The sequence below is a fragment of the Aminobacterium mobile DSM 12262 genome (genome assembly GCF_000526395.1).
Taxonomy (GTDB): domain Bacteria; phylum Synergistota; class Synergistia; order Synergistales; family Aminobacteriaceae; genus Aminobacterium; species Aminobacterium mobile.
In genome coordinates this window covers 1,211,044-1,236,020 of record NZ_JAFZ01000001.1, presented here as the reverse complement: position 1 = coordinate 1,236,020, position 24,977 = coordinate 1,211,044, and the positions used below count along the sequence as shown (strand labels likewise).

Below are 24,977 nucleotides of genomic sequence, written 5' to 3'. Positions count from 1 at the left end.
AATTTACAGTATTTACTCTCCGTCAAGGTAATTTGTCAAGAATTGCCTAAGTTCGACAATTCCCGTTTTATCTTGGGCAGAAACAATAAATGGGACTTCTATAGATTTTAGTCCGTCTTTAATATAGGCATGAAGGAGCCCTTTACGGCGTCCTTTCGCTATTTTGTCGGCTTTTGTAAAAACAACAAGCACAGGGACATCTATTTGAGCTGTCCACTCTTGTAATTCTCTGTCTTTGGGCAGTAATCCGTGACGGAAGTCCACAAGATGAATAAGTAATCTAAGTGTTTGACGCCGAAGGATGTAGTCTTCTATAAGATGGGCCCATATGCCTCTCTCTTGGTGACTCCTTGCAGCAAAACCATAACCAGGAAGATCTACAAGTATAAAATCTTTTGCAGCCGTTATCTTATAAAAATTAACGCTACGAGTTTTACCTGGAGTAGCTCCTATATGAGCAAGCTTGCTGTCTGTTAAAGCGTTAAGCAACATAGATTTACCTACGTTGGAACGCCCGGCAAAGGCAATCTCTGAAAGAGATTCCCCTGGGAATTGGTCTTGTTTAAAAGCTGTTGCAAGAAGTTTGGCATTCCAACTATAAGACATAAAATATTAGTCCTCCATTGAAAACTTAAAAACGTCAGGAATGGTATCCACAAAATGGAATTCAAGCCCTTGTGTCATCCAATCTTCCATTTCTTCTACATCTATTTTATTGGCGCTGGGCAAAATGATCTTTTTTACTTTTTGTCTCTTTGCCGCAAGGACTTTTTCCCGTATCCCCCCTACAGGGAGGACTCTTCCCTGTAAAGTTATTTCTCCTGTCATAGCTACCCCGGGCAGTACTTTCCTGTTGCTTAATGCGGAAAGCATGGTTACTGCCATTGTAATCCCTGCTGAAGGACCATCTTTGGGAATAGCGCCTTCCGGTACGTGTAAGTGAATATCTATGTTTTTCCAGTTGATATGGTCGATTCCCAAAACTTCAGCGTGAGCTCTAAGATAGCCAAGAGCTGTTTGTGCTGATTCTTGCATTATATTACCCAAGTTACCTGTAAGTATAATGTCCCCTTTTCCTCGCATAGAAACGGCTTCTATAACAAGAACATCTCCCCCGCTTTCTGTCCAGGCTAACCCTACGACTGTGCCAGTTTGTTTAGTTCGAGGCAGATGAACATCGTAAAGATGAGGAGCTCCAAGATAATTCTTTAAGTCATTAACTCCTACCTTTACTTTTTCTTCTACTATTTTTTCTCTCATTCCTTCTTCAACTATATGACGAGAAACTTTCCTGCATATGGTAGCCAGGTTCCTCTTCAGATTACGCACGCCAGCTTCACGAGTATAATCTGTAATTACTTTTTCCAATGCTTTAGGCGTTAGTTGTAAATTCTCCGTCGATAAACCATGTTCTATCAAAAGTTGAGGCAGAAGATGTTTTTTAGCGATGTGGATTTTTTCTTCTGCAACGTAGCCAGGTAAACGAATCACTTCCATTCGATCAAGAAGTGGTGCTGGAATTGTATGGGTTACATTGGCAGTTGTAATAAAAATAACATCGCTTAAATCAAAGGCAGCCTCAATATAGTGATCGGTAAATTCTTGATTTTGTGAGGGATCAAGAACTTCCAGAAGAGCTGCAGCAGGATCCCCTCGAAAATCTTGGCCAATTTTATCAATTTCATCCATAAGCATAACAGGATTTTTGGTTCCTGCTTGGCGAATCTTTTGTATGATACGCCCTGGTCGAGCCCCTACATATGTACGCCTGTGTCCTCGTATCTCTGCTTCGTCCCTTACTCCCCCTAAAGAGAAGTTTACAAAACGTCGTCCTAGAGCCCTTGCTATAGATTGGGCGAGAGATGTTTTCCCCACTCCAGGAGGGCCTACGAAACAAAGGACTTGCCCTTTCGCCTGTTTTCCTGCTAAAAGACGTACGGCTAAAAACTCAAGAATGCGTTCTTTTACCTTTGAGAGTCCGTAGTGGTCCTCATCTAAAAATTTCATTGCTCTTTTCAGGTCAAGGTTTTCTTCGGTGTTCTTTTCCCACGGCAAAGCTAGAATCCAATCTAGATATGTGACTAATACACTTGCCTCTGAGGATATAGATGGCATTTTAGAGAGGCGATTTGCTTCTCCAAGTGCTTTTTTTCGAACATCTTCAGGCATAGGTGTCTCTTCTATTTTTTTTATGTATCCCTGGGAATCGGAGAAAGGGTCTTCATCCCCTAATTCCCCCTGTATAATCTTGAGCTGCTCTCGAAGATAGTACTCGCGATGACCTTGCTCCATTTTCTGCCGAACTTGTTCCTGTATAGATTGTTCCAATTCGAGCAGGTCAATTTCTTCCATAAGCGTCTTTATGAGTTGTTTCATATATCGTTCTGGCTCAGTTATTTCTAGAAGCGCTTGTTTCTCCTCTGTTTTTATTCGAAGATGAGATGCAACTATATCTGCAAGTTCGCAAGGGTTTTCTATGTTCATTACAGCAATTACAATTTCCTTGGGTATCTTGGTATGAAGAGAAACATACCGCTCGAACAGTTCATAAATGCTTCTTTTGAGAGCCTCATAATTTTCTGTTTGATTCTTTTCCCAAAGGACAGCTTCTACCTCTCCTTCAGTGCTTTCAGCACCTTTAATATATTCGCAAAGATGCCCTCTTTGTTGACCCTCTACAAGAACCTTGACACTCCCGTCCGGGATGCGGATCATTTGAAGAATACGGCAGGCAGTTCCTGACGTATATAAATCCTGAAAATCGGGATCTTCTATGCTTAAATCCTTTTGAGTTACGATAAAAAGAGGTTTTTCCTCTAGTTTCGCTTTTTCAACTGTTTTGAGAGAGCGTTCCCTACCAACATAAAGAGGCACTATGACGCCTGGAAATATTACTATGTCTCGTACAGGTAGAACATAATATCGTTCCGCCTTTTGTGAAACGATAGACATTGATTAGGCTACCTCCTCTTTCCCTTTTAGTTTGATAATAGGAGATATGCCTTTTTCCACGGCATCTTTCGTTATGATTATTTTTTCTACTTCTTCCGATCGGGAAGGAATTTCGTACATGAGATCAAGCATGATAGATTCCATAATCGATCGCAGCCCTCGAGCACCTGTATTTTTTTTACGCGCCAGAGTTGCTATCGCTTTAATAGCGTCATCTTCAAAAGCTAAATTCACGCCCTCTATTTCGAAAGTTTTTTGATACTGTCGTACCAATGCATTTTTCGGCTCTACAAGAATACGTGCCAATGCTTCCTCGTCTAATTCTTCCAACGGTACTATAACGGGGAGTCGGCCAATCAACTCTGGAATAAAACCGAAAGACATGAGGTCTTCTGGTTGAACTTGTTTCATAAGCTCATATTTACGTCGATCTTGAGCGCTAAGAACTTCTCCTCCGAACCCGATCATTTTTTTGTTAACTCTTCGCCCAATAATATCTTCTACCCCATCAAAAGCTCCTCCGCAAATAAAGAGGATATTAGTGGTATCGATTTGAATAAAGTCTTGATAGGGATGCTTGCGTCCACCTTTTGGCGGCACATTAGAAAGAGTTCCTTCAAGAATCTTAAGCAGGGCTTGCTGAACCCCTTCGCCAGAAACATCTCTGGTAATAGATGGCGATTCAGATTTACGAGTTATTTTATCAATTTCATCAATATAAATAATGCCTTTTTCTGCAGCAGCAACGTCATAATCAGCAGCTTGCAGGAGTCTGACGAGAATATTCTCTACATCCTCCCCCACATATCCAGCCTCGGTTAAAGTTGTGGCATCTGCCATAGCAAAAGGAACATTCAACTTTCTGGCAAGGCTCTGAGCTAAAAGAGTTTTGCCAGATCCTGTAGGGCCAAGAAGAAGGACATTGCTTTTTTGTAGTTCCACATCATTTTCATCTCGCGGAGCGCTAATTCGCTTGAAATGATTGTAAACAGCCACAGAAAGCGTTTTTTTTGCATCTTCTTGACCAATAACGTATTGATCTAAAAAAGTTTTTACCTCAACTGGTTTGGGTATTTCTTTTAGAGAAAGAGTAAATTCTGGACTCTCTTTTACAACTCCCTCATTTGTCTCTTCGTTGAGGATCAGGTTGCACAGATGGATGCACTCGTCACATATATAAACTCCAGGTCCAGCTATGAGTTTACGTACTTCCTCTTGTCCTTTTCCACAAAAGGAACATCGTAAAACATCTTTGTTGCCGTCTTTCCCTTTATTGTCAAAAGTAACCATTCTTCTAACCTCCTTAAAGCTGGGGGCATCAAACAGAAACAAGGGAGCACCGCATGAGGGCTCCCTTTCTAAAATCTATAGGCCGCTATTACGGGAAAGGCTTATACTCTGGACTGTATAACTTTATCGATGATCCCGTAGGCAACCGCTTCATCTGCTGACATAAAAAAGTCTCTTTCAGTATCGGCCTTAATTTTTCTTCGAGTTTGCCCCGTATGTTTAATCAGTATATCATTGAGACGCTCACGCAGCTTCAATATTTCTTTGGCATGTATTTCTATATCTGTTGCCTGCCCCTGCGTTCCGCCAAGAGGCTGATGTATCATGATTCTGGCATTGGGAAGAGCTATTCGCTTCCCTGCCTCTCCGCCAGTAAGAAGAACCGCTGCCATACTTGCAGCTTGACCGATACAAATGGTTGACACAGGGCACTTGATATATTGCATCGTATCATAAATTGCCAACCCTGCTGAGACCACGCCCCCGGGGCTATTTATATATAAATTAATGTCTTTATCTGGATCCTCACTTTCTAGAAACAATAGCTGTGCTACAACTGTATTGGCTATATTATCATCGACAGCATCACCTAAAAAAATGATTCTGTCTTTTAAGAGGCGACTATATATGTCATAAGCTCTTTCGCCTCGTCCGGTTTGTTCAATCACCATTGGTATGAGCATATCTTCACCACCTACTCTATTTATTCCAAACGCTCACCTCGGTGCGTGTTTTTTATGATTATTCAGCCTGTCCTTCCTCTTCAGTAGGAGAAAGCTTTTCCACATCCCTTACTATAACTCGGTTTAACAGCTCTTTTACTGTTTTCCTATATCGAATCCTGTTGCCCATCTCCATGATTCTATTTTGGTCTTTAAAAACAGCGCGGAGTAAATTATCCGTACTAAGCTTATATGCAGTTGCTAAGGGAGCCAGTTCTTCTTCAAAATCCGACTTCTCCACAGAAATATCAAAATCTCTTGCTAAAGCATCAAGAACAAGATATTGAAGAACAACTACTTCCGCCTGTTTTCGAATCTTCTCTTCATATTCTTCTGGGCTCATTCCAGATGCTTGTAATACATCACTCATACTTTTCTGAAATCGCTTCTGAGTTTCTTCTGCATCCTTCTTTTTCGTACCTTCCATCTGGCGACGGATGAGCGTTTCAGGTAACTCCACCTGAGCTGTTTCCGAAACTTTTGCTATAGCCATATTTTCTGCCATAGTATCGCTTTCCTGCATCATCCGATTCTCTAGATGTTTTCGAACTTCTCTGTGGAAAGCGGCCTCATCTGCCACAGGTTCCCCGAGCATCTTTTCAAAAAAAGCTTCGTTAAGTTCCGGCTCTTTTTTCTCTTTTATTTCTTTGATTGCCATGTCATAGCGAACTTCTTTTCCGGCTATGCTTTTGTCGGAATAGTCCTCTTCTACTTTTACAGTAGCAGAGACTTTTTCTCCCGTTTCGCAACCAATCAAAGCGTCTTTAATCTCTATTCGCAGTTCGTTTAATTCTAAGTCTACGTTAGCGTCAGCCTCTTCGTGGCTTTTTTCTACATTGCCTTCAGCATCAAGAACGCTCGTAACATATCCAATAGTCACTACGTCACTTTGCTGAGCAGGTCGCTGAACAGTTTCGAGCTCTGCATTTTGCTTTCGCATAGTCTCTATAGACTCTTCCACCATTGCATCGGTAACGTTTACTTTCAACTTCTCTATCTCTATCTCCTCAAGATTGGGCAATTCCACTTCAGGAGTAACTTCAAATTTTAAAGTAATGGAAACATTGCTGCCCTCTTCTATCTTATCGACGTTGAGTTCCGGCTCTGCAATAAGATCCAAATCGTAGTCTTGCACAATCTGGTCAATAGCTTCAGGAACCAAAGACTCCAAAGCTTCTGCATAAATTCCCTCTTTCCCCAATCTCATTTCAAGAATGTTACGAGGAACTCTTCCCCTTCGGAATCCAGGGACGTTCATTTTCTGGGAAAGTTCCCTAACAGCTTTATTGACGCTTTCCTGGAACTCCTTCGCGTCGAATTCTGCCTTTATGGTGACAAAATTTTTTTCTTGAGATAATAATTCGGACCTCATATTCTAGCAACCCCTTTCAACTTACGGACAGCATTCCGTAGTATAGCACACCAAGATCTATCTATAATACACAAAAGGACAGACCTATCGAAATAGAAGGTCTGCCTATAGAAACTGTTACGCATTGTACACGTTTATTTCCCTTATTGTAAAGGTTTATAAAAAAGAAAAAGGCAGCACTTTTTTGGCGCTGCCTTTTATTGACTTCAAGTTTGAGGAATAGATTTTACTAAAGCTTTACGACATTAGCGGCTTGTTCGCCTTTTGCTCCCTCTACTATGTCAAAAGACACCCGCTGGCCTTCATCAAGAGTCTTGAAACCGTCTCCCTGGATTGCACTGAAATGAACAAAGATATCTTTCCCATCGTCGGTGGTGATGAAGCCATAGCCTTTCGCCGCGTTAAACCACTTGACTGTTCCCTGAGTTGTCAAAATGTTGCCTCCTAGAATCTTTTACATGTATTACTGATGGCGCCTATCAGCAAAATTACAATAAAGTATTTATAAATAGCTGTCAAGTGACGATAAACACGGTTTTTAGGGTGAATTGATTTTTTTCAGAAACCTTTCTAGCAGATGCCGCGTTCCTTGTTTCCGGGAAGCTATGGGTGGGAAACTTAATAATATCAGACGTAACCTTGTCTTCAAGAAGAGAATACAATACATCTTGTCTCTCTAGCAATGGCCACCATAATATTGGCTCCGGTACCACATTGGGGGCAACTCCACACATTCTCCTTTCTATTTCGACCATGGGAAAGACTCCTTTCTGCTTTCTCTTATAAAGCGGTTATGAAGGCGAGAGGCTGCTTGTTTTGCCTTCTGGAAAATTTCTTCCTGGTCTAGCAGAAAGAACTTTCCATCTTTCCAAAGAATTTTACCGTCACAAACAGAAAGAAAAGCTTTCCCTTGTTCTGCGCCATAGATAAGATGTGCGATGATGTTGTTTTTGTTTATAGTTGTTACAGGCCGATAATCAAGCACTGCTACATCGGCTGGTTCCCCAATTGCGAAGACACCTTGAAATCCCCAATATCTTTCTCTGACCAATCGGGGCCATTTCCATATGAGAGCTTCTATTTTTTCGAAGGGCTCGGGACTATGAGTAGCGGTAATGACGTAATTTCGGTAAGAAGATAAAATGTCGTCTGATAAACCATCTGTCCCAATAAGAAATTTACTGATCTTCTGGCGATCCATATTCCCTACTCTATTATTAGCGTTAGATTCGGGAGTTGTAATAACCCATGGCGAGAAGTCTTTTAATATGGCATAGTCGTAATCTGAAAGATGAAGGCAATGGACAAGAAAAGAATCACAGGATAACAGACCCAGGGCTGCCAATCGATGGATGGGCCCTTCATAACCGAGATTTTGACAAAAGAGAAGATCGTCTTGGGACTCTCCACAATGTATATGAATAGGTAGATATGAAGGTTTTTCTTTTTTCACAAGATGTAACGTCTCTTCTGAAAGTGTGAAGTTAGCGTGGAGTCCGAGCATTCCCTGAAGTTTCGTATCTTTCTTATGCTCTCTCCAGAAGGAAAGATTTTCATCAAGCTGTTTCATTATAAAATCTCTACCTCCGCGTTCTGTCATTTCATAGCATAAAACACCTCGAATTCCACTTTCTCGAAAGGCCGCAGAGATAGTATTTAAACTCCCTTTTACATGTCCTAAGGAAGAGTGATGATCGAAAATAGAGGTTACTCCAGCTTGGATAGACCTCATAATTCCATATAGAGCAGAATAATAAATAGACTCTTCATCAAGAACAAAATCCAACGGCCACCAAAGATTTTGTAAAATCCCAGTAAATGTGGATGTTTCCCCTAAAGGTTGTAACCCTGTAGCCAGAGAGGAATAAAGGTGATGATGAAAGTTTGTGAATCCCGGAACAATAAGGCGTCCTGCTACATCTATAACTGGGGTGTCAGGCCATTTTTTTCGAAGAGGTTCATAAGACCCCATATCTATAATGACTCTGTTTTCGATGAGTAGGGCTCCGCATGTATAGAAAATATCACCGTCTGTAAGAGGACCATTAGCGACAATATAGCGATGAAATTTCATGTCTCTATCCCCTCTTTGGGCTCGCCTTTCTCCAAGAAATGGGCCGTCTCTTTAAGAAAATGAGTATCCACAGATGTCCTCCTTACAATCCCTTCACGATTTCTAAAAGGTTACGGCCAGTAATTTTTTCTATTTCTTCTTGAACCTCCATTGCTTTTTGTAAACGTTGTAAGGCTTTTTGGGAAGCTTCTCCACATCTCCCTCTGTCAAGGTGCTCTCTCATTCGTTTTTCGAGAGGCACTACAGAGAAGTTTTTTACAAGTTTGTCAGAAATGTATAGGATTTTAGCTTCCCATGAATTTGTCTCTCCCAAGAGGTCCGTATGGCTTCCTACTAGTTCTCCTATTTGACTAAATCCCCATTTAGACAAAAAAAGTCTACCAACATCTGCATGGCGAAAACTCTTTCGACAAATATCGTGAAGAAGGGCGGCTTTTAGCACTAATTGAAGATCACATGGAACAAAATGGGGAAGTTCTGATGCTATGCGTAGAGCGACTTTCTCTACAACAATGCAATGATCCCTAATTTTTTTAGGGGTTCCTGCTAAAGCGAAGAGCTCGGTACATTCTCCTTGGGAAGGAATATGTCGTGTTCCATAAAGCTCAGAGAAAGCTGAGAAGTCAGAGGAAGTATTTACATCATACAATATAAACTGATCAGGGACAAAACATTCTTGGGCAGCCTCTCCTTTTAAAAGATCAGCGAGGCTGTTTCCTCTATTCCGCTTAAGAATTTTAGAAATCATTCCAGAGGAAATTAACGAAGGATGCCCTCGCTTAGATTGAAAAACGGGGTAAAGAAGGAAGCTCGTGTCTTCCCAGAGAGTGAGCATATGGTGAAGTGTAGATGAACGCACTAAGGGAGTATCTGAAGAATGAAGAAAAAATGCTTTTACATCTGAAGGAATAGCTTTAATACCTTCTATGACAGAGGCAAATATGCCTCGATGACAGTTTTTATTAAAAAGGGACATACGCTTTAGAAACCGGTACCCGTTCTCAATCAGTTCTCCTTGGGGCCCAGTTACAACAAAAAGACGGAATATACCTGCATCTCGATAGGCTGTTACGATACAATGGATGAAGTTTTGCTTACTTAGCGAAAGCAAGGGGTTGCATGTCCCCATGCGACTTGAAGAACCATCAGCTAAAATAATTGCAGCAAAGTGGCCTTCCGTATCTGCCATGCCTTCCCTCCAGGGTGCAGATATTTGTTAGTATTATACGAAGCGTCAGAAAGGAGCGCAATAGAAAAATGGTGCGAGAGAGGGGACTCGAACCCCTACGGAGAAATCCACTGGATCCTAAGTCCAGCGCGTATACCAGTTCCGCCACTCTCGCACGAAAAGAAAGACATAAAAATGGTGGACCGTACAGGAATCGAACCTGTAACCCCCTGATTAAGAGTCAGGTGCTCTGCCAATTGAGCTAACGATCCTTATCATATTGCTAAGGAGGCTATAACGGGGGAATAATACCATTAAAAACATGAGATGTGAAGAGGGGGCAGGGAATAGTCTGCTCAGTAAAAGGCGCCTACATGAAGCTATAATAAACAAATATTAAAGGGAGGGGGAGGACTATTGCGTTTATCTCTCAAGTCTCTTGTTATGGTATTTCTAATGGCTATTATCATTTTCTCCATTCCATGGGTATGGGTTAATATCGAATCTATTGCTGTGAAAACTGCAGCTGGCGATATAGCCTTTTTTCACACGGCATTGAAGCTTTGTAAACTCTTATGGGCTTTGTTTAAGGAGTATATCCCCTATATTTTTACTCTTTACATTATTACAGCAGCAGGTGTTATTTTTTTGGAAGAACGAAACCCTGACCGAACAATAGCCTGGCTCTTAGCTTTAGGTCTTCTACCAGGTATAGGCTTTATTTTCTATTTTTTGTTTGGCCCTGATCCCAAGCGAAGAGCGGTTTTTAAAAAATATAAGAAAAAACGGTTCTACCAGTCCACCTTTTCAGAACAACTTCCAGAGAAAGAAATTTATACGAATGATATTGTCCCCAGCAAACTTGTTTGTCTACTAGAACAAACGGCTCACTCGAGGCTCTCTCATTGGAATTCTCTTGATATGCTCCTTAACGGAGAGAATGTCTTCCCCGCTATAGAAGAAGCCTTAGAGAGGGCGCAACGATATATTCATTTGGAATATTTTTCTATAGCTAAAGATGAGACTGGCCTTAAGCTTTTCGAGATACTTAAAAAGAAAGTTCGAGAAGGGGTTCCTGTACGGGTTATTTATGATAGCGTGGGCAGTTGGCGTTTAGGAAGAAAATTTATGGCAACGTTGCGGAATGAGGGAATCGATATTCAACCTTTCTTACCTGTTTCTTTCCCTATGATACGGCGAGATCTCAATTTTAGAAATCATAGGAAAATTGTTGTAGTAGATGGAGAGGTTGCATTTACGGGTGGTCTCAATGTTGGTGATATGTATTTGGGGCGTAATCGCCATATGGGGTTTTGGAGGGATACTCATGTGCGCATAAAAGGAGAAGCTGTGGCAGCCATCCATGAAATTTTCTTAAATGATTGGTTTTTTTGTACGGGACAGACATTGTCCGAAAAAGAAACATTCTGGGATAGCAAAGGTATACCCGATACCCCTCTCCCCATGCAGATAGCTGCAAGCGGTCCAGACTCGAACTGGCGAGCTATTCTACAAGGTTACTTCCATCTTTTCACTATGGCTCAGAAACGCATTTGGATAACAACTCCTTATCTTGTACCAGATGAAAGCTTGAAAATGGCTCTGACAACGTCAGCATTGAGTGGGGTGGATGTTCGTATTATAATCCCGTCTCGTGCCGATCATCGAATGGTTTTTTGGGCAACTCGATCTAATATTGACGATCTTTTAGCGGCAGGAGTCCGTATCTTTGCCTATCAAAACGGATTTATTCACTCTAAATTAGTCATGGCAGATGGGAAATGGCTTTCTGTAGGAACAACTAATCTCGATAATAGGAGTTTGGATATTAATTTTGAAGTTCAGGTTTTTGTTTACAACGAGAAGAAAACTAGAGAGTTTGAAAAACAATTTTTGCTGGATATGGATCAATGTTGGGAGTTTAACTTGCGTCACCGCATGGAACGACCAATTTGGGATCGCATTCGGGAATCCTTGGGAAGACTCTGGTCCGCTTTGTTATAAGTTTTGTTTATAAAAAAGGAGACAGGTATTATTGATAAAGATTAAACGTTCAGAGGGTGGGTTTATAGGGGCATATATTACTCTCTACGTGGTATTGTTCCTATTTTTTTATCATTATTTTCGTTTTAAAGGTATACCTCCTCTCTCATGGAACACTCTCTTTTGTATATGGAGCAGCGGTGCCTTGCTTATGATGGCTCCCATAATTCCTCCTCGGTGGCGCTTCTCTTCCCTTCGTTATATACATACAGCTTTGGCGTGGGTCGGAACTATAGGATTAGCCTTCGGGCTTTATTTCGTCCTCGCTTCTCTTGTCATAGACACAACTGCTTATATCTTTTCTTTATCATGGGAGCCGCCTTTACCCCGGTGGGATCTCTGGCTGGCTTTTTGTACGGCATTTTTTATTTGTCTCTATGGGTATAAAGAAAGCATGGCCGTTCGAGTAGTAAGTATTCAGATTCCCACAGAAAAGTTGCCTAAAGAATTCTCTCGTTTCCGTATTCTCCAAATCTCCGATTTACATCTGGGAATTCTTATTAATAAAAAGATGTTACGACAAATTATGAAGCAGATACAAGAAGAAAACCCTGATGTAATAGTTTCCACGGGGGATCTATTGGATGGCGAAATAGAAGATGTAGAGACTATATCTCAGATGATGCTCCACTATCATCCTCCATATGGGAAATTCGCTGTAACTGGGAATCATGAATTTTATGCCGGAATTGAGCACGCCCTATACTTTACCGGCAAAGCCGGTTTTCATGTGTTACGAGGAAAAATTGTGGAGGCAGGTCCAATATATATAGTGGGAGTAGACGACCCAGGTGGACGTTTCCTTAAAGGGCAGCCAGAAGTTGAAGAAGATCAGCTGTTAAAAAATATCTCTGATCGTCGCTTTACTCTGTTATTAAAACACCGCCCACTCCCCCATAGAGGCGCAGTAGGGATGTTTGACTTACAACTTTCCGGGCATGTTCATCGAGGGCAATTATTTCCATTCATGGCCTTTACTTGGTTTTTCTACCGTCATACAAAGGGTTTATTAGATTTAGGGAAAGGATCGTTGCTTTATGTAAGTCATGGAACAGGGACGTGGGGGCCCCCAGTTCGTGTTCTGGCATACCCCGAACTGACAGTTATCGATCTCGTTTCTAGATCGAGCAAAGAAGGTAAATAAAAATAAAGGCAGCCTCTATTTCAGAGACTGCCAGTTTATTTCTTTATGGTGGACCGTACAGGAATCGAACCTGTAACCCCCTGATTAAGAGTCAGGTGCTCTGCCTATTGAGCTAACGGTCCCTTTTCTTAAATGGCGCGCCCGGCAGGAGTCGAACCCGCGACCTACGGATCCGAAGTCCGTCGCTCTATCCAGCTGAGCTACGGGCGCGTGCAACTTTATTTTAAATGGGGTGAGCGAGGGGACTTGAACCCCCAACCACTGGAGCCACAGTCCAGCACTCTAACCAATTGAGCTACGCTCACCGTTTCAAGTGGCGCGCCCGGCAGGATTCGAACCCGCGACCCACGGCTTAGAAGGCCGTTGCTCTGTCCAACTGAGCTACAGGCGCTTTTATTACTAGGACTAAATGGAGCGGGAAACGGGATTCGAACCCGCGACCTACGGCTTGGAAGGCCATCGCTCTAGCCAGCTGAGCTATTCCCGCTCGTTGCAACGAAGTTGTCTTCGTTCAGCACGGGAAATACTACCATATGACCGGCATTCCTGCAACCTTTTTTTGAGCCTTTTTTTTAAAGAAATAAGGCGTAGGCCGTCGCTGTAGAATTCTCCAGACCCCATCTTACGTTGAGATGTTAGGCGAATCTACATCTGACATGAATAATAATGATTGAGGTAGAATTAAGATAATACGTTGCAGTTACAAGGCCGTCTAAATTCCCGCTCTAAACTCCTGCGATGAGAGAAAGTATTTTAGCCACAAAAAGACCTCCCCACGTGCCCACAACATATCCCATAAGAGCCATAAGGACTCCTATGGGAACTAAAGTTTCCTTGTATGCCGCTGCAATAATGGGAGCTGCTGCAACTGCTCCAATATTGGCTAAACTTGCTACAGCACACGTAAAAAGATCAAGCTTGATAATTTTAGCTATGATAGCCATAAGCAATGCATGGATTCCTAGAATAACAAAACCGGCTGCTAAGTAGTAAGGGGCATCAGTGAGTTCTTTAAAAGAAGCTCGGGAAGCAATGAGGCAAATAATAATGTAGAGCATGGTTAGAGACACAGGAGATGAACCAGGGATGCTGTTCATGGGCGTCATGGCACATAAGATGCCGAGGAAAGTTGCTACGATGATAGTAACCGTACTTACCGATAGGAAATCGCTCTTCCCAAAAACGTTAATAAGCATAGGCGATATAACTGAAGCAACATGACTTGATATGGCAGAAACAAAAAGGCCGGAACCTACTAATAGGGCTAAGTCTGCTGTTTCCATTTTCGTGCGAGTATTTTCTTTGATTTCAGAAAGCATTGTGCCAACAGAATCAATAAGGGAAGTATCAGTTTTCGTCCATTTGTTGAAATTTTTTGCATAGGGGACAGTAGCAAGGAGAAGAATAACCCAGATAGAATAGTTTACATTATCTACGAGAAGTGTATATCCCATAGCAGAGTCGCTGATGCCCAAGGCCCCCTGAATGGCCACCATATTGGCTGTCCCTCCTATCCAACTTCCAGCCAAAGCTCCCCATGTTTTCCACGATTCTGGAGGGAATCCATTTTTCATAAGGAGAAACATCACCACGAACCCGACCATAATGGTGATAGTTGCAGAGAAAAAACCGATGAGCATCCGAGGGCCCAGTTTGAGGATCTTCCTTATATCACATCGCAGCAACATAACGAAAATCATCGCAGGAATAAGATTGCCCCTTACTACTCGATAAGTAGCCTTAATGCTGTCATTATTTTCCCATAGCCCGACTGTAGCAAAAATCATACATGAAAGGTAAAGAATAACAGGAGGTGGCACATACTTGAAAAACGTGGAGTCCCTAAATTTCATTTCTAAAGCTGAGACAATTCCAGCAAAACAAACCAAGAACGCAAAATATGTGAAACCATTGGTGATCACTATAAACCCCTCCTTATAACGAAATATTGAGACTGCTTTTGGAGTTGAAACTTCAACAAAAAAATCCACCAGTTGCCGGCATCTACACGCCAGTAACCGCTGGATTTTATCCCCTGATATCCGTGAGCCAAACTCAAACGAACGTTAAGGACAAAGCAGCTCGATCTTTATTATGTTTTTCGTGGAGCAGTGACCTCTTTATACTTCTTTATTGCGTCTCGGTATGCTGCGATAATGGCTTTTTGAGAAGATCCAAAATATCGTGCCTGCACATCAGAAACAATAATCTCTTCATCTTGTACCAAACGACGTCCTAAAAAAATACCCTGGACAAAACTTTCCGTTACTTTAAGGGTCATAGAAACACCACAATCAAGAATCTCTTCTGTATCCTTCAACAAGATGAAAGAGATAAAAAACGCACCAAATTGTTGATTAATCGGATTTAAACTAGTCGTTTGAGAGTTCCCTACTATGAGAATAGAGTTCTCCGGATATTTTGTATTATTCGACATAATGAAATTTTACCATGCCCTAATCGTTTCTGTCTACTTTGCTAGGTTTCTAAAGACGGATCTCGAATCATTATGTTATAAATTCAACTGTCAATTGAACTGAATGCAAATCCCCTCTTCTTTGAGGTAAAATAAATAAAAAGTTTTTTGATTTTTTAAGCGAAGGGGGAATATTAATGGTAGTGTTGCTTGTAATTCTTGCCTTTATAGTCCTCATAGTTCTTGGGGCCATTTCTATTTATAATAGACTTGTTCGTCTGGACAATCTGAAAAATGAAGCTTGGAGCGGTATTGATGTGCAGCTTAAACGACGCTTTGATCTTATTCCCAATCTTGTGGAAACGGTAAAAGGATACGCTACTCATGAACAAGAAGTTTTTGAGCGGGTCACAGAAGCACGAGCGTCTATAACTAGAGCCTATACAGTTAGGGAAAGGGCGGAATCAGAAAATATGCTTTCTGGAGCGCTCAAATCTCTTTTTGCGGTGGCAGAAAATTACCCCACCTTGAAAGCAAATACAAATTTCCTTCAACTACAAGAACAACTTTCTTCTCTGGAGAATGATATCCAGATGTCTCGTAGATACTATAATGGTACAGCTCGAGACTACAATATTGCTATCTCTACATTTCCTGCAGTGCTCATAGCACGAAACTTTGGCTACGGGAAAGCTGATTACTTTGAAGCAGCAGAAGAGACACGAACAACACCCCAAGTATCATTTTGATATTCTCAGTATGAAGAGAGGGCTTTTTGTAAAAGGGCTTTATAAAGCTGTCCTTTCTTTCTTTTTGTTTGTCTTTCTGGCATTTCCAGTGAGAGCAGAAGAAAAGATTCTTTTGTTTTCTTCTGCTGCCGCAGTAAAATCTGATTCCTCTCTTGAAGTGAGAGAAAATATTACAGTAGCTGTGGAAGGCAAAAGTATTCGACGGGGGATATTTCGCGATTTCCCTACTATACATAAGGGAGCGTCAGGGCGAACTGTGCGCGTAGATTTTTGGGTGAAAGAGGCGTTACTTAATGGTAAAGAGGTTCCTTATAGAACTGAACCTCGTCCCAATGGAGTTCGCATCTATTTGGGCGATCCTGATAAGCTTGCACCTTTAGGGACGCAAACCTATTCTCTTTCTTATGTAACAACAGGTCAAATTGGTTTTTGGGGAGAGTACGATGAACTTTACTGGAATGTTACGGGCAACGATTGGGCATTTCCCATAGAAAAGGTAATTTTTTCTGTTACCCTTCCCGAAAAGGTCTCTTTTCTATCGGTAGATATTTATACTGGCTTCCTAGGCGAGAGAGGAAAAGATGCTAGGCTTCTTCCTGACGGATCAGTAGAAACAACAAGGCGTCTTTTGCCAAATGAAGGTCTCACGGTGGCTTACTCATGGGCTAAAGGCATAGTTTTTCCTCCAAAGCAGCCCCTTCGATATACTTTCTTTGATAAATTCGGCATCTGGTTTTTTTTAGTCACACCTCTCCTCCTCTTAACTTATTATGTGATAGTGTGGCGACGATGGGGGAAAGATCCCCTTCGGAAACCGGTAATCCCCCTCTTCTATCCTCCCGAGGAGTTAGGCCCAGGATTTTTAAGATATGTAAAGCAAATGGGAATGGATAATGTTTGTTTCACAGCCGAAATTCTTAATCTTGCTGTAAAAGGCTTTATTGTCATAGAGGAATTAACTTTAGAGGAAGCAATGGAACGTTTGAGACAAGTAGGAGAGAACGGTGTTCTCAAGGGAATCGTAGCTCTTTCTTCTAAATTGGCTGGAAAACGATATTCATTAAGACTTGTAAAGGAACGAGCTCTTTTTGAAAATTTTTCCTCAGAAGAAAAAATACTTCTCTCTAGCCTCTTTGGTAACGGGAGGAAGGAATTATTGCTTCGGCAAAGTAATTATAAAATTTTAGAAGAATCTCGCGAGAGGTTGGAGCAATATTACAGACAGTCTGCAAAGCCTCTTTTCTCAAAGAATACTCTCCTGTGGGTCGGAGGTTTTTTTATTCCCCTCTCTTCCTTTCTACTTCTCAGATGGGGTGGACAAATTCAACTTGCAGCTTTCTTAATGGGAGGGACAGGAGCACTTATGGTCATTGGTTCTGTTATTTTATCTGCTTGGAGAGGATTTCATAGAAAAAGGCGATTTATACCCCAAATTATTACTATAATCATGCTTTTATTGTTTTTTTCTAGCCTTGCGGGGAGTTTCTTGTTTACACTGAGTAGTGCAAAAAAATCTATGCTTTTACTTCCTCTAGCCATTGCGGCTATAGCTCTTGTTTTTCGAAAGTTAATAACAGTTCGGACAGAGAGAGGCAATGATATCCTTGGTGTAGCTGAGGGACTTACCATGTACATAAATACAGCAGAGCGGCACCGACTAGAAATGTTCAATCCTCCGGAGGAAACACCGGAAGTTTTTGAGCGCCTGCTTCCCTACGCTTTTGCCCTCGATGGAGCAAAAACATGGGCAAATCGATTTAATGAGTTACTTCGGAAAAAGGAATATCATCCCCCATGGTATGTGGGGAAAGACGCTTCTATTTTTTATACCGGAGAAGGAATATCTGATATCACATCATCTGTGGCTAATTCCATCGCCTCGTCTTCTGTAGTGCCGGGCTCTTCTAGCGGAAGGGGTGGCGGCGGTTTCGCCGGGGGCGGTGGTGGCGGGGGCGGTGGTGGTGGCTGGTAGGTCCCTCCCTTTTTTCTGGCAATAGCAGTTAAAGGGGCTCTAAAAAGTACAAACAATTGAATTGACAATACCTCTGAAGAAAGATATATTCCTCATTAAATACAGGAGGAAGTAAAACAATTGGGATTTATTGTTACTTTCTTCAAATCTAAAAGGGAGGGTCTTAATTGAAAAAGTTCATCGTTTTCTGCCTTGCCTTATTCTGTATGCTTACGGCTTCAATGGCTGCTGCTGATTCTCCGTCTCAGCTTCGTTTTATGGCGGGACCTCCGGGAGGCAACTGGTTTGCTCTAGGTGGTGCCCTAGCTGATCTCTGGTCCCATGACACAATCCCTACGACGAGTATCACAGGTGGTGCTGTTGCCAATATTATCAATGCTGATAAGGGCAAAGGCGATCTGGGTTTCTCTAATACGTCCATGGTTGCCGTAGCCCAGAAAGGCGCTGGTGCTCCTTTCGAAACTCCCGTTGACAATGCGACGATCTTAGCAAACCTATACACTCAATATACCTATTTTATTGCTCGCAAAGATTTTGTAGAAAAACATAACATAAAATCCTTGGATGATCTGGTAGCTCGGAAAATCCCAACTCGTTTTGCTACGTTGAAGACTGGTACAGGATCTGAGTTCATCGTCAATGGCATTTTTAAGTCTGGCTTTGGGCTTGACTACCGCGAAGCTCTTAAAGAATGGGGTGGCTCTGTAGAGTATGCTTCTTACTCTGGTGGAGCAGATCTCATTGCCGATAATCATCTAGATGTATTTGCCTTCTCAGTGGGCAAAATTGCTTCTATTGTTATGCAAATTGAGAGCCAGACCGATATCGTTATATTGGGAATGGAACAAGAAACTCTCGATAAGGTGGGATCAGTCTACGGTACTGTAACATTTACGGTAGATCCTGGTATCTATAAGTCAGTTACCGATACGCCTATTAAGGTGGTAGGAGACTACACCTGCATCGTGGTACGTAACGACTTGGATGAAAAAATTGTTTATGATCTCTGCAAAACAATGTATGAAAACCAAGAAACTCTATCTAAGGCTGTTGTAGATATGAAGGAGTTAAATCCTGCGACAGCAATTCCTGCAGCTCCTATTAAAAGTCATTCCGGAGCTATGAAATACTGGGCAGAGGTCGCTGCGAAATAAAATTAGGGGATGTTGCACATTCTTGACAACTAAAGGCGGGCTTCAAGCCCGCCTTTATCGTTCATGTTTTGTTGGAGAGGAGGTTGTTTTTTAATGAGAAAACTTGATGGCATTGTGGCAAAGGTTCTATATGTCTACATTCTAGCTATGGGATTTTTTCATCTCTACACAGCTGTTTTTGGATCTTTTGAGGCCTACCTCCAACGGGCAATTCACCTCACTTGGGTGTTGCCTATGGCTTTCGTGATCTATCCCTTCAAATCTTTAAAAAAAGGCCAGCTTCCTGAAATAAAAGTCCCTTGGTACGATTGGATATTAGCTGTAGCCTCAGCTATTCCGGGTTTGTATATTATAATGAACTATGAACAAATCATGATGCGCATGCAGGGTGTTGACGATCTCACTGCTGTCCAATTAGTCCTTGGTACGTTACTGATCATATTGTTATTGGAAGCAACGCGCCGTATTGTAGGGCTGCCTCTTGTGATTGTAGCAGTGATTTTTACAGTCTATACCTACGTATGTGACGCTAGTTTTCTCCCCACAGCACTTCGTGGTGTCCCCACAGAATTTGATAGGATTATTGAAGGGATGTTTCTCACAGATGAGGGGATTTTCTCGTCATCTTTGGGAGTATCAGCAACTTTCGTCATGATCTTCCTCATTTTTGGAGGGTTCCTTGAAAAGAGTGGCGTTGGCGAATATTTTATGGAGTTTGCACAAGCCTTTACGGGAACAGCAGCTGGAGGCCCTGCGAAAATAGCAGTGCTCAGTTCTGCCTTATTTGGGTCTATTTCTGGTTCTGCTGTGGCTAATGTCTATGCTACAGGTTCTTTTACAATTCCTTTGATGAAACGTATTGGCTATAAACCCCATTTTGCAGCGGCTGTGGAAGCTGTTGCCAGCTCTGGAGGACAGCTTATGCCCCCAATTATGGGCGCAGGGGCATTTGTTATGGCTGCCCTTTTAGGTGTTCCGTTCAACAAAATCATGGTTGCTGCTATCCTTCCCTCTTTATTCTATTATGGAGCAGTCCTCTTAATGGTTCACCTCGCTGCCGTGAGAGATGGGCTTAAGGGACTTCCTGCAAAAGAGCTCCCCTCTAAAAAAGCTGTACTCAAAAAGCTTTACATGATGTCACCAATTGTTCTCTTAGTTTATATGCTTTTAGCGGGATATACCCCAATGTATGGGGCTATTTCGGGTATTGTTTTGGCATGGGGCATGTCTCTTCTCGACCCCGCCAAACGCATGGGGCCTAAACAAGTTATAGAGGCTATTCACGATGGGGCCAAGAATATCCCTATTATTTGTACAGCATGTGCCTCTGCAGGGTTAGTAGTTGGTTCCGTGGCTTTATCGGGCATTGGTTTTAAGTTTGTAGGAGCTGTTATTGGAATTGCTCGTGGAAATTCTTTCCTAGCATTGATCCTTATCGCCTTGGTTTCTCTAATTCTTGGCATGGGGTTGCCTACTACTAGCGCATATATTCTTGGAGCAGCGTTAGGTGTACCGGCCCTTGTGAAAATGGGCTTTCTGCCCTTAGCAGCACATCTATTCGTATTCTATTACGCTATTGTATCCAACATAACTCCACCAGTGGCTCTTGCCGCTTATGCTGCTGCATCTATCGCAGATTCGTCACCTAATAAGACAGGTTTCACAGCCTGTAGATTAGGTATCCTGGCTTTCATTGTACCTTTTGCCTTTTGCTACGATCCAGGTCTTATTCTTCAGGGTTCTTTGATGGAGAACCTCATGTCTGTACTTAGTGGCGTAGGGACACTTACTGGAATAGGATTTGCTTTGACAGGTTATGCTCGTGGACCTCTACCTTTATGGCATAGAACCGCTTTTGCCGTTTCTGCTCTCGCAGCCCTTTATCGACAACCTTTAGTCTCTATAGTTAGTGTGATACTCACGTTAGTTTTATTTTTATTTTCTAGGCCTAAACCTATTGAAGTTTCGAATTAATATGTCCTGTAAGTAAATAAGGATGCAGGAGGATGGCGTAAAAAAAACACTTCCTGCATCCTTATTTTGTGTTAATAGTTTTTTATACTGGCAAAGCCATGACATCCAGCGGATTTATACGAAGCCCTACACTGTTCCCTTCAAAAAATATAGGGGTGTCTCTGGAATAAGGTTCAAAAGCATGAATGAGGCTACCCGGCTCTATTTCTATAGCATATTCCATTTTATCTCCAACAAAGCCCCTGCTCAGCACTTGTCCTTTTAGTATAGAGCTCTCAGGAGGGCCTAAACGAACGGACTCGGGCCGCACTACAAGAGCCACTTCTTCCCCTTCTTCAAAGCGTTTTCCTTTGTCGTTATGAATAGTTATTACATGCCCGTAAATAAAAACATCCATTTCTTTATCTCGAAAAAACTTGACCTGCCCCTTAAATATGTTGGCCTGTCCGATAAAGTCAGCAACAAAAAGGGTTGCAGGGTTTGCATAGAGTTCAAAAGGAGTGTCAACTTGTTCCACTTTCCCCTTATTGAGGACTACAATTCTATCAGCTATAGAGAGGGCTTCTTTTTGGTCGTGAGTAACGTAGATACACGTAATACCCAGTTTCTTTTGCAACTGACGAATTTCAGCACGCATATATATTCGTAGTTTCGCGTCGAGGTTGGATAGAGGTTCATCCATTAACAAAACTTTAGGATCAGTAACAAAAACTCGAGCCAATGCTACTCGTTGCTGTTCTCCACCTGAAAGTTGGTTAGGGAAACGATTCTCCACTTCTTCAAGTTCTACCATATGAAGGACTTGAGCTACAAGTTTTTTTCGCTCTTCTCGAGAAACGCCTCGAATTTTCAGCCCATAAGCCACATTATCGAAAATATTCATATGGGGGAAAAGAGCGTAATTTTGGAAAACGAACCCGATCTTTCGTTTGTTCACTGCCATTTCGGTGATATCTTCCCCATCGATCAAGATGCGTCCTTCAGTAGGTCTCTCAAAACCAGCTATCATTCGCAAGATCGTTGTTTTTCCACAACCAGAGGGGCCTAATAGTGTAACAAGTTCTCCAGATTTGACATAAAGATTAACGTTATCTACTGCTTTAAAAGCTTCTTTCCCTCTGTGAAAAATTTTTGATAAATTATGGAGAGAAATAGAGAGAGACATTTCTTACAGCCTCCTCAACTGACGGTAATAGTTTGGGTAGATGATATGAAACAAAACTGCGATAGCCCCTATAGCGAAAAAGACAATAAGTACTAGAACTACTGAAAAGGCTGCTGCCTGAGCGAAGAGAAGTTCAGTAATACATTCAAGAATACGGATGGTCAGCAAGCTCCAACGTACCGATACTAAAAATATTGTGGCACTGACGGCTGTCATAGAAACCACGAAAAGATAACGCATACCTGTAGTAACTGCAGGCATAATCAACGGCAGTGTTACCCTGAAAAAAGTTGTAAATCGAGAGGCTCCAAGGCTTAGAGAAGCTTCCTCTATAGAAGGATCTATTTGCTGCAACGATGCTATTGTAGCTCTTATCCCCGTAGCATCATAACGAGAAACACAGAGAGCAACAATAATAGACATGGTACCTGTGAGCACTATGGGGCCTGAGTTAAAGGCTACGGCGTAAGCAATACCTACAACTGTTCCTGGTAAGACGTAGTTTAGAAGGGACATAAACTCTAATGTTTTTCTCCAAGGAAGATCTTTACGATTTATCAAGTAGCCGGTAGTTACTCCTATGGCACTACCTATGAAGGTCGATATAATAGCTATAAGAACTGTATCTTTTACAGCTTCCCACCCTACAGTGAAAACATAGACATAGTTTTCTAGGGTAAAGCTGTTGTCTATTCCCCACACTTTCATTAAAGATCCTAAAAAGATAATGGAATAGAGGAATATTATAAATAACGTTATAGCTGAAATAATTGTCAATATAAGTGCCTCTGCAAAAAATCTCCCTCCCTTGACAACAGAAGGGGCTCCAGCTTTACCTGTAATTGTTACATAACTACGTTGCTCCACCCAGTAGTGTTGCAGCAAATATACTAAAAGAGCGGGGACCAACAGTATAAAAGAAATGGTGGCTCCACCCTGGATATCGTACATGCCCGTAATCTGCAAGTAGGCTTGAGTAGTTAGTACTGGAAAGGAATGACCTGCCATTACTAGCGGTGTGGAAAAATCTGCCAGAGAGCTTCCAAATAGGAGCAGGAAAGCATTAGCAAGCCCTGGTATGCTCAGTGGTAATGTTACAGTTCGGAAAGTTCCCCATGAAGTATTGCCCATGCTCATGGCAGCATCTTCTAAGTTAGGGTCAATGGCTTTGAGCACTGCGGTAAGGGTCAAAAATGCCACGGGGAAATATGTGAGAGTTTCAGCTATCCACGTTCCCCAAAAGCCGTATATATTAAAATCTGGCGCGTGAAGTAATTTCAATAACAAACCATTAGGCCCTAACACCATAGTGAGAGCAATGCTGCTCGTAAAGGGTGGTGAAACAAAAGGAAGCACAACAACAGCTCCCAAAAACCACTTGACAGGTTGGGGCAAGGGTATCCTCGTTACTGCGAAAGCAAAGAGAAATCCTATAAAGGTTCCTGTAGTGGACACAGCAGTAGCTAGTGCGAGGCTATTAAAAAAAGCTTTACGATTGTACCAGCTCATAAGTACCTTTATCAGGTTTATTAAGCTTACTCCGCCATCAGTGGTAAAGACTATATAGATCAACCGCACTAATGGGTAGAGTACGAAGAGCCCTAAAAACCCCCATAACCCTACCCAAAGTGGTACGAGTGCGGGATCAAGTCTTGTAGATTTATCGAAGGACCTCATTTATCCAGCGCTCAACGAGGCGATCGCGGTTATCTCCAGCCCACTTAATATCTAGGGGGAGCACATTAACCGTCGACATATCCAGCCCCGGATTAGAAATTTTCACATCGGGATTGCTGGGAATCAGATTGATTTGGCTTCCCTCATAAATTCTCTGCATCCGTTCTGTGGAGGCCCAATCCAGAAATTTTTTTGCAAGGTCTGGACTTTTAGCTCCCTTTACAAGAGCCATAGCCTCTATCCCAGCTACAACACCTTCCTTGGGATAGCTAATAGTCACATCGTAGCCTTTCTGTTGCATTTCAAGGGCATCTACAAGGAAGAAGATGCCACCTGCAGCCTGTCCTCTTGCTATAGGCAATGCACCACCGGCACCGCTTTTAGTATAGATTTGAACGTTGTCGTTGAGTTTCTTCTGGTATACGTAAGCTTTATCTTCGCCCATAGCTTCGATAATACTAAGAATACGATACATAGCAGTTCCAGATGTTCTGGCATCAGCCATCTGAAGCTGGCTCTTGTATTCTGGGCGGAGCAGATCTTGCCAAGATGTGGGGGCTCCCACATTGTGATCTTTTAAAAATCTGGTATTGAACATAAAACAGATAGGATCTATTGCAACACCAGTCCAATATCCATCAGTATCTTTAAATGCGTCTGGAATACGTTCGGCCCCTTGTGGCTTATAAGGCTCAAATAGCCCCTTAGGAATGCCATTGACGAAAGCTTCAGCCATATTCCCAAAAACAACATCGACTTGAGGATTTTTCCGCTCTGCTTCCAGCCTGGCTTGCACTTCTCCAGAAGAAAATCTCATCCAATTCACTTTAATGCCTGTATCTTTTGTAAAAGCACTGAATATTGCTTGAGCATATCGCTCAGACCATATGGTATACGCATTGAGTTCTGGTTGCGCTGCTGTAGCAATGCTCGATAAGAGAATAGTTCCTAAAATAGCGAGGGTAACTACTTTACCCATAACACCGTTTTTTTTCATGTTGCACACTCTCCTCTTTGTCCATTGTTTCTATATATTTAATATAGCGGTTAACCCTCTTACTCTCTATATCCAGATATAGGCTAAAAAACAAGGAATGTGGCTCTA

At 42.0% G+C, this 24,977-nt stretch carries 20 protein-coding genes and 7 tRNA genes; 6 read left to right on the top strand and 21 right to left on the bottom strand.

The genetic code is table 11. From position 1 onward, the window contains the following. Positions 1-12: 12 nt before the first annotated feature. The 11 genes from yihA to K360_RS0106015 form a co-directional block, all read right to left on the bottom strand. Positions 13-606 (bottom strand): ribosome biogenesis GTP-binding protein YihA/YsxC, encoded by a 594-nt coding sequence (yihA, locus tag K360_RS0106070; protein ID WP_024822279.1) that lies wholly within the window; start codon positions 604-606, stop codon positions 13-15. A gap of 6 nt (positions 607-612) precedes the next feature. Beyond that, positions 613-2,952: an endopeptidase La gene (gene lon, locus K360_RS0106065; protein WP_024822278.1), complete on the bottom strand. Its 2,340-nt coding sequence runs from the start codon at positions 2,950-2,952 to the stop codon at positions 613-615. A 3-nt stretch (positions 2,953-2,955) separates the two neighbouring features. After that, positions 2,956-4,242 carry an ATP-dependent Clp protease ATP-binding subunit ClpX gene (clpX, locus tag K360_RS0106060; RefSeq protein ID WP_024822277.1) on the bottom strand — a complete coding sequence of 429 codons (1,287 nt, stop codon included), beginning with the start codon at positions 4,240-4,242 and terminating at the stop codon, positions 2,956-2,958. Between the two features lie 101 nt (positions 4,243-4,343). Further along, on the bottom strand, positions 4,344-4,925 hold the full coding sequence (clpP, locus tag K360_RS0106055; RefSeq protein ID WP_024822276.1) for an ATP-dependent Clp endopeptidase proteolytic subunit ClpP: 582 nt from the start codon (positions 4,923-4,925) through the stop codon (positions 4,344-4,346). A gap of 58 nt (positions 4,926-4,983) precedes the next feature. Beyond that, positions 4,984-6,336 carry a trigger factor gene (gene tig, locus K360_RS0106050; RefSeq protein WP_024822275.1) on the bottom strand — a complete coding sequence of 451 codons (1,353 nt, stop codon included), beginning with the start codon at positions 6,334-6,336 and terminating at the stop codon, positions 4,984-4,986. 229 nt (positions 6,337-6,565) lie between these two features. Beyond that, on the bottom strand, positions 6,566-6,769 hold the full coding sequence (locus tag K360_RS0106040; protein ID WP_024822274.1) for a cold-shock protein: 204 nt from the start codon (positions 6,767-6,769) through the stop codon (positions 6,566-6,568). An 82-nt stretch (positions 6,770-6,851) separates the two neighbouring features. Beyond that, a complete protein-coding gene (locus K360_RS0106035) occupies positions 6,852-7,091 on the bottom strand; it encodes a hypothetical protein (RefSeq protein WP_024822273.1) in 240 nt (79 codons plus the stop codon). Beyond that, positions 7,079-8,410: an amidohydrolase family protein gene (locus K360_RS0106030; RefSeq protein ID WP_024822272.1), complete on the bottom strand. Its 1,332-nt coding sequence runs from the start codon at positions 8,408-8,410 to the stop codon at positions 7,079-7,081. The genes K360_RS0106035 and K360_RS0106030 overlap by 13 nt, the downstream gene beginning before the upstream one ends. A gap of 82 nt (positions 8,411-8,492) precedes the next feature. Further along, a complete protein-coding gene (locus K360_RS0106025; RefSeq protein ID WP_024822271.1) occupies positions 8,493-9,599 on the bottom strand; it encodes an NTP transferase domain-containing protein in 1,107 nt (368 codons plus the stop codon). A 69-nt stretch (positions 9,600-9,668) separates the two neighbouring features. Continuing rightward, positions 9,669-9,753, bottom strand: a tRNA-Leu gene (locus tag K360_RS0106020). Positions 9,754-9,774: 21 nt separating this feature from the next. Next, positions 9,775-9,850 (bottom strand) — tRNA-Lys (locus tag K360_RS0106015). A gap of 145 nt (positions 9,851-9,995) precedes the next feature. Here K360_RS0106015 and cls point away from each other — a divergent pair. Next, positions 9,996-11,582 (top strand): cardiolipin synthase, encoded by a 1,587-nt coding sequence (cls, locus tag K360_RS0106010; RefSeq protein WP_024822270.1) that lies wholly within the window; start codon positions 9,996-9,998, stop codon positions 11,580-11,582. A 190-nt stretch (positions 11,583-11,772) separates the two neighbouring features. Next, on the top strand, positions 11,773-12,765 hold the full coding sequence (locus K360_RS0106005) for a metallophosphoesterase (RefSeq protein WP_156923356.1): 993 nt from the start codon (positions 11,773-11,775) through the stop codon (positions 12,763-12,765). Positions 12,766-12,811: 46 nt separating this feature from the next. On the opposite strand, the gene K360_RS0106000 is transcribed toward K360_RS0106005, so the two are convergent. From K360_RS0106000 to K360_RS0105970, 7 genes are all read right to left on the bottom strand, one after another. Further along, positions 12,812-12,887, bottom strand: a tRNA-Lys gene (locus K360_RS0106000). A gap of 11 nt (positions 12,888-12,898) precedes the next feature. After that, a tRNA-Arg gene (locus K360_RS0105995) sits at positions 12,899-12,975 on the bottom strand. A gap of 18 nt (positions 12,976-12,993) precedes the next feature. After that, positions 12,994-13,070, bottom strand: a tRNA-His gene (locus K360_RS0105990). Between the two features lie 9 nt (positions 13,071-13,079). Further along, positions 13,080-13,156 (bottom strand) — tRNA-Arg (locus tag K360_RS0105985). A 19-nt stretch (positions 13,157-13,175) separates the two neighbouring features. Continuing rightward, a tRNA-Gly gene (locus K360_RS0105980) sits at positions 13,176-13,252 on the bottom strand. Between the two features lie 238 nt (positions 13,253-13,490). Beyond that, positions 13,491-14,687, bottom strand: a complete 1,197-nt coding sequence (locus tag K360_RS0105975; RefSeq protein ID WP_024822268.1) for a DUF819 family protein — start codon at positions 14,685-14,687, stop codon at positions 13,491-13,493. Between the two features lie 170 nt (positions 14,688-14,857). Next, complete coding sequence (locus K360_RS0105970) at positions 14,858-15,202, bottom strand: DUF3870 domain-containing protein (protein ID WP_024822267.1); 345 nt, start codon at positions 15,200-15,202, stop codon at positions 14,858-14,860. A 176-nt stretch (positions 15,203-15,378) separates the two neighbouring features. On the opposite strand from K360_RS0105970, the gene K360_RS0105965 reads away from it, so the two are divergent. The 4 genes from K360_RS0105965 to K360_RS0105950 all read left to right on the top strand — a co-directional run bounded on the left by K360_RS0105965 (position 15,379) and on the right by K360_RS0105950 (position 21,030). Beyond that, entirely contained in the window at positions 15,379-15,930 is a 552-nt protein-coding gene (locus tag K360_RS0105965; RefSeq protein ID WP_024822266.1) for a LemA family protein, read from the top strand. Beyond that, complete coding sequence (locus K360_RS0105960) at positions 15,884-17,902, top strand: DUF2207 domain-containing protein (RefSeq protein WP_024822265.1); 2,019 nt, start codon at positions 15,884-15,886, stop codon at positions 17,900-17,902. The genes K360_RS0105965 and K360_RS0105960 overlap by 47 nt, the downstream gene beginning before the upstream one ends. Before the next feature lie 167 nt (positions 17,903-18,069). After that, positions 18,070-19,056, top strand: a complete 987-nt coding sequence (locus K360_RS0105955; protein WP_024822264.1) for a TAXI family TRAP transporter solute-binding subunit — start codon at positions 18,070-18,072, stop codon at positions 19,054-19,056. 93 nt (positions 19,057-19,149) lie between these two features. After that, positions 19,150-21,030 (top strand): TRAP transporter permease, encoded by a 1,881-nt coding sequence (locus tag K360_RS0105950; RefSeq protein ID WP_024822263.1) that lies wholly within the window; start codon positions 19,150-19,152, stop codon positions 21,028-21,030. An 82-nt stretch (positions 21,031-21,112) separates the two neighbouring features. Here the strand turns inward: K360_RS0105950 and K360_RS0105945 are convergent, their stop codons facing one another. The 3 genes from K360_RS0105945 to K360_RS0105935 are packed head-to-tail and all read right to left on the bottom strand — an operon-like array spanning position 21,113 to position 24,869. Continuing rightward, entirely contained in the window at positions 21,113-22,195 is a 1,083-nt protein-coding gene (locus K360_RS0105945) for an ABC transporter ATP-binding protein (RefSeq protein ID WP_024822262.1), read from the bottom strand. A 3-nt stretch (positions 22,196-22,198) separates the two neighbouring features. After that, a complete protein-coding gene (locus K360_RS0105940; protein WP_024822261.1) occupies positions 22,199-23,872 on the bottom strand; it encodes an ABC transporter permease in 1,674 nt (557 codons plus the stop codon). Continuing rightward, positions 23,856-24,869, bottom strand: a complete 1,014-nt coding sequence (locus tag K360_RS0105935) for an ABC transporter substrate-binding protein (protein ID WP_024822260.1) — start codon at positions 24,867-24,869, stop codon at positions 23,856-23,858. Before K360_RS0105935 ends, K360_RS0105940 begins: the two co-directional genes overlap by 17 nt. Positions 24,870-24,977 lie beyond the last annotated feature (108 nt).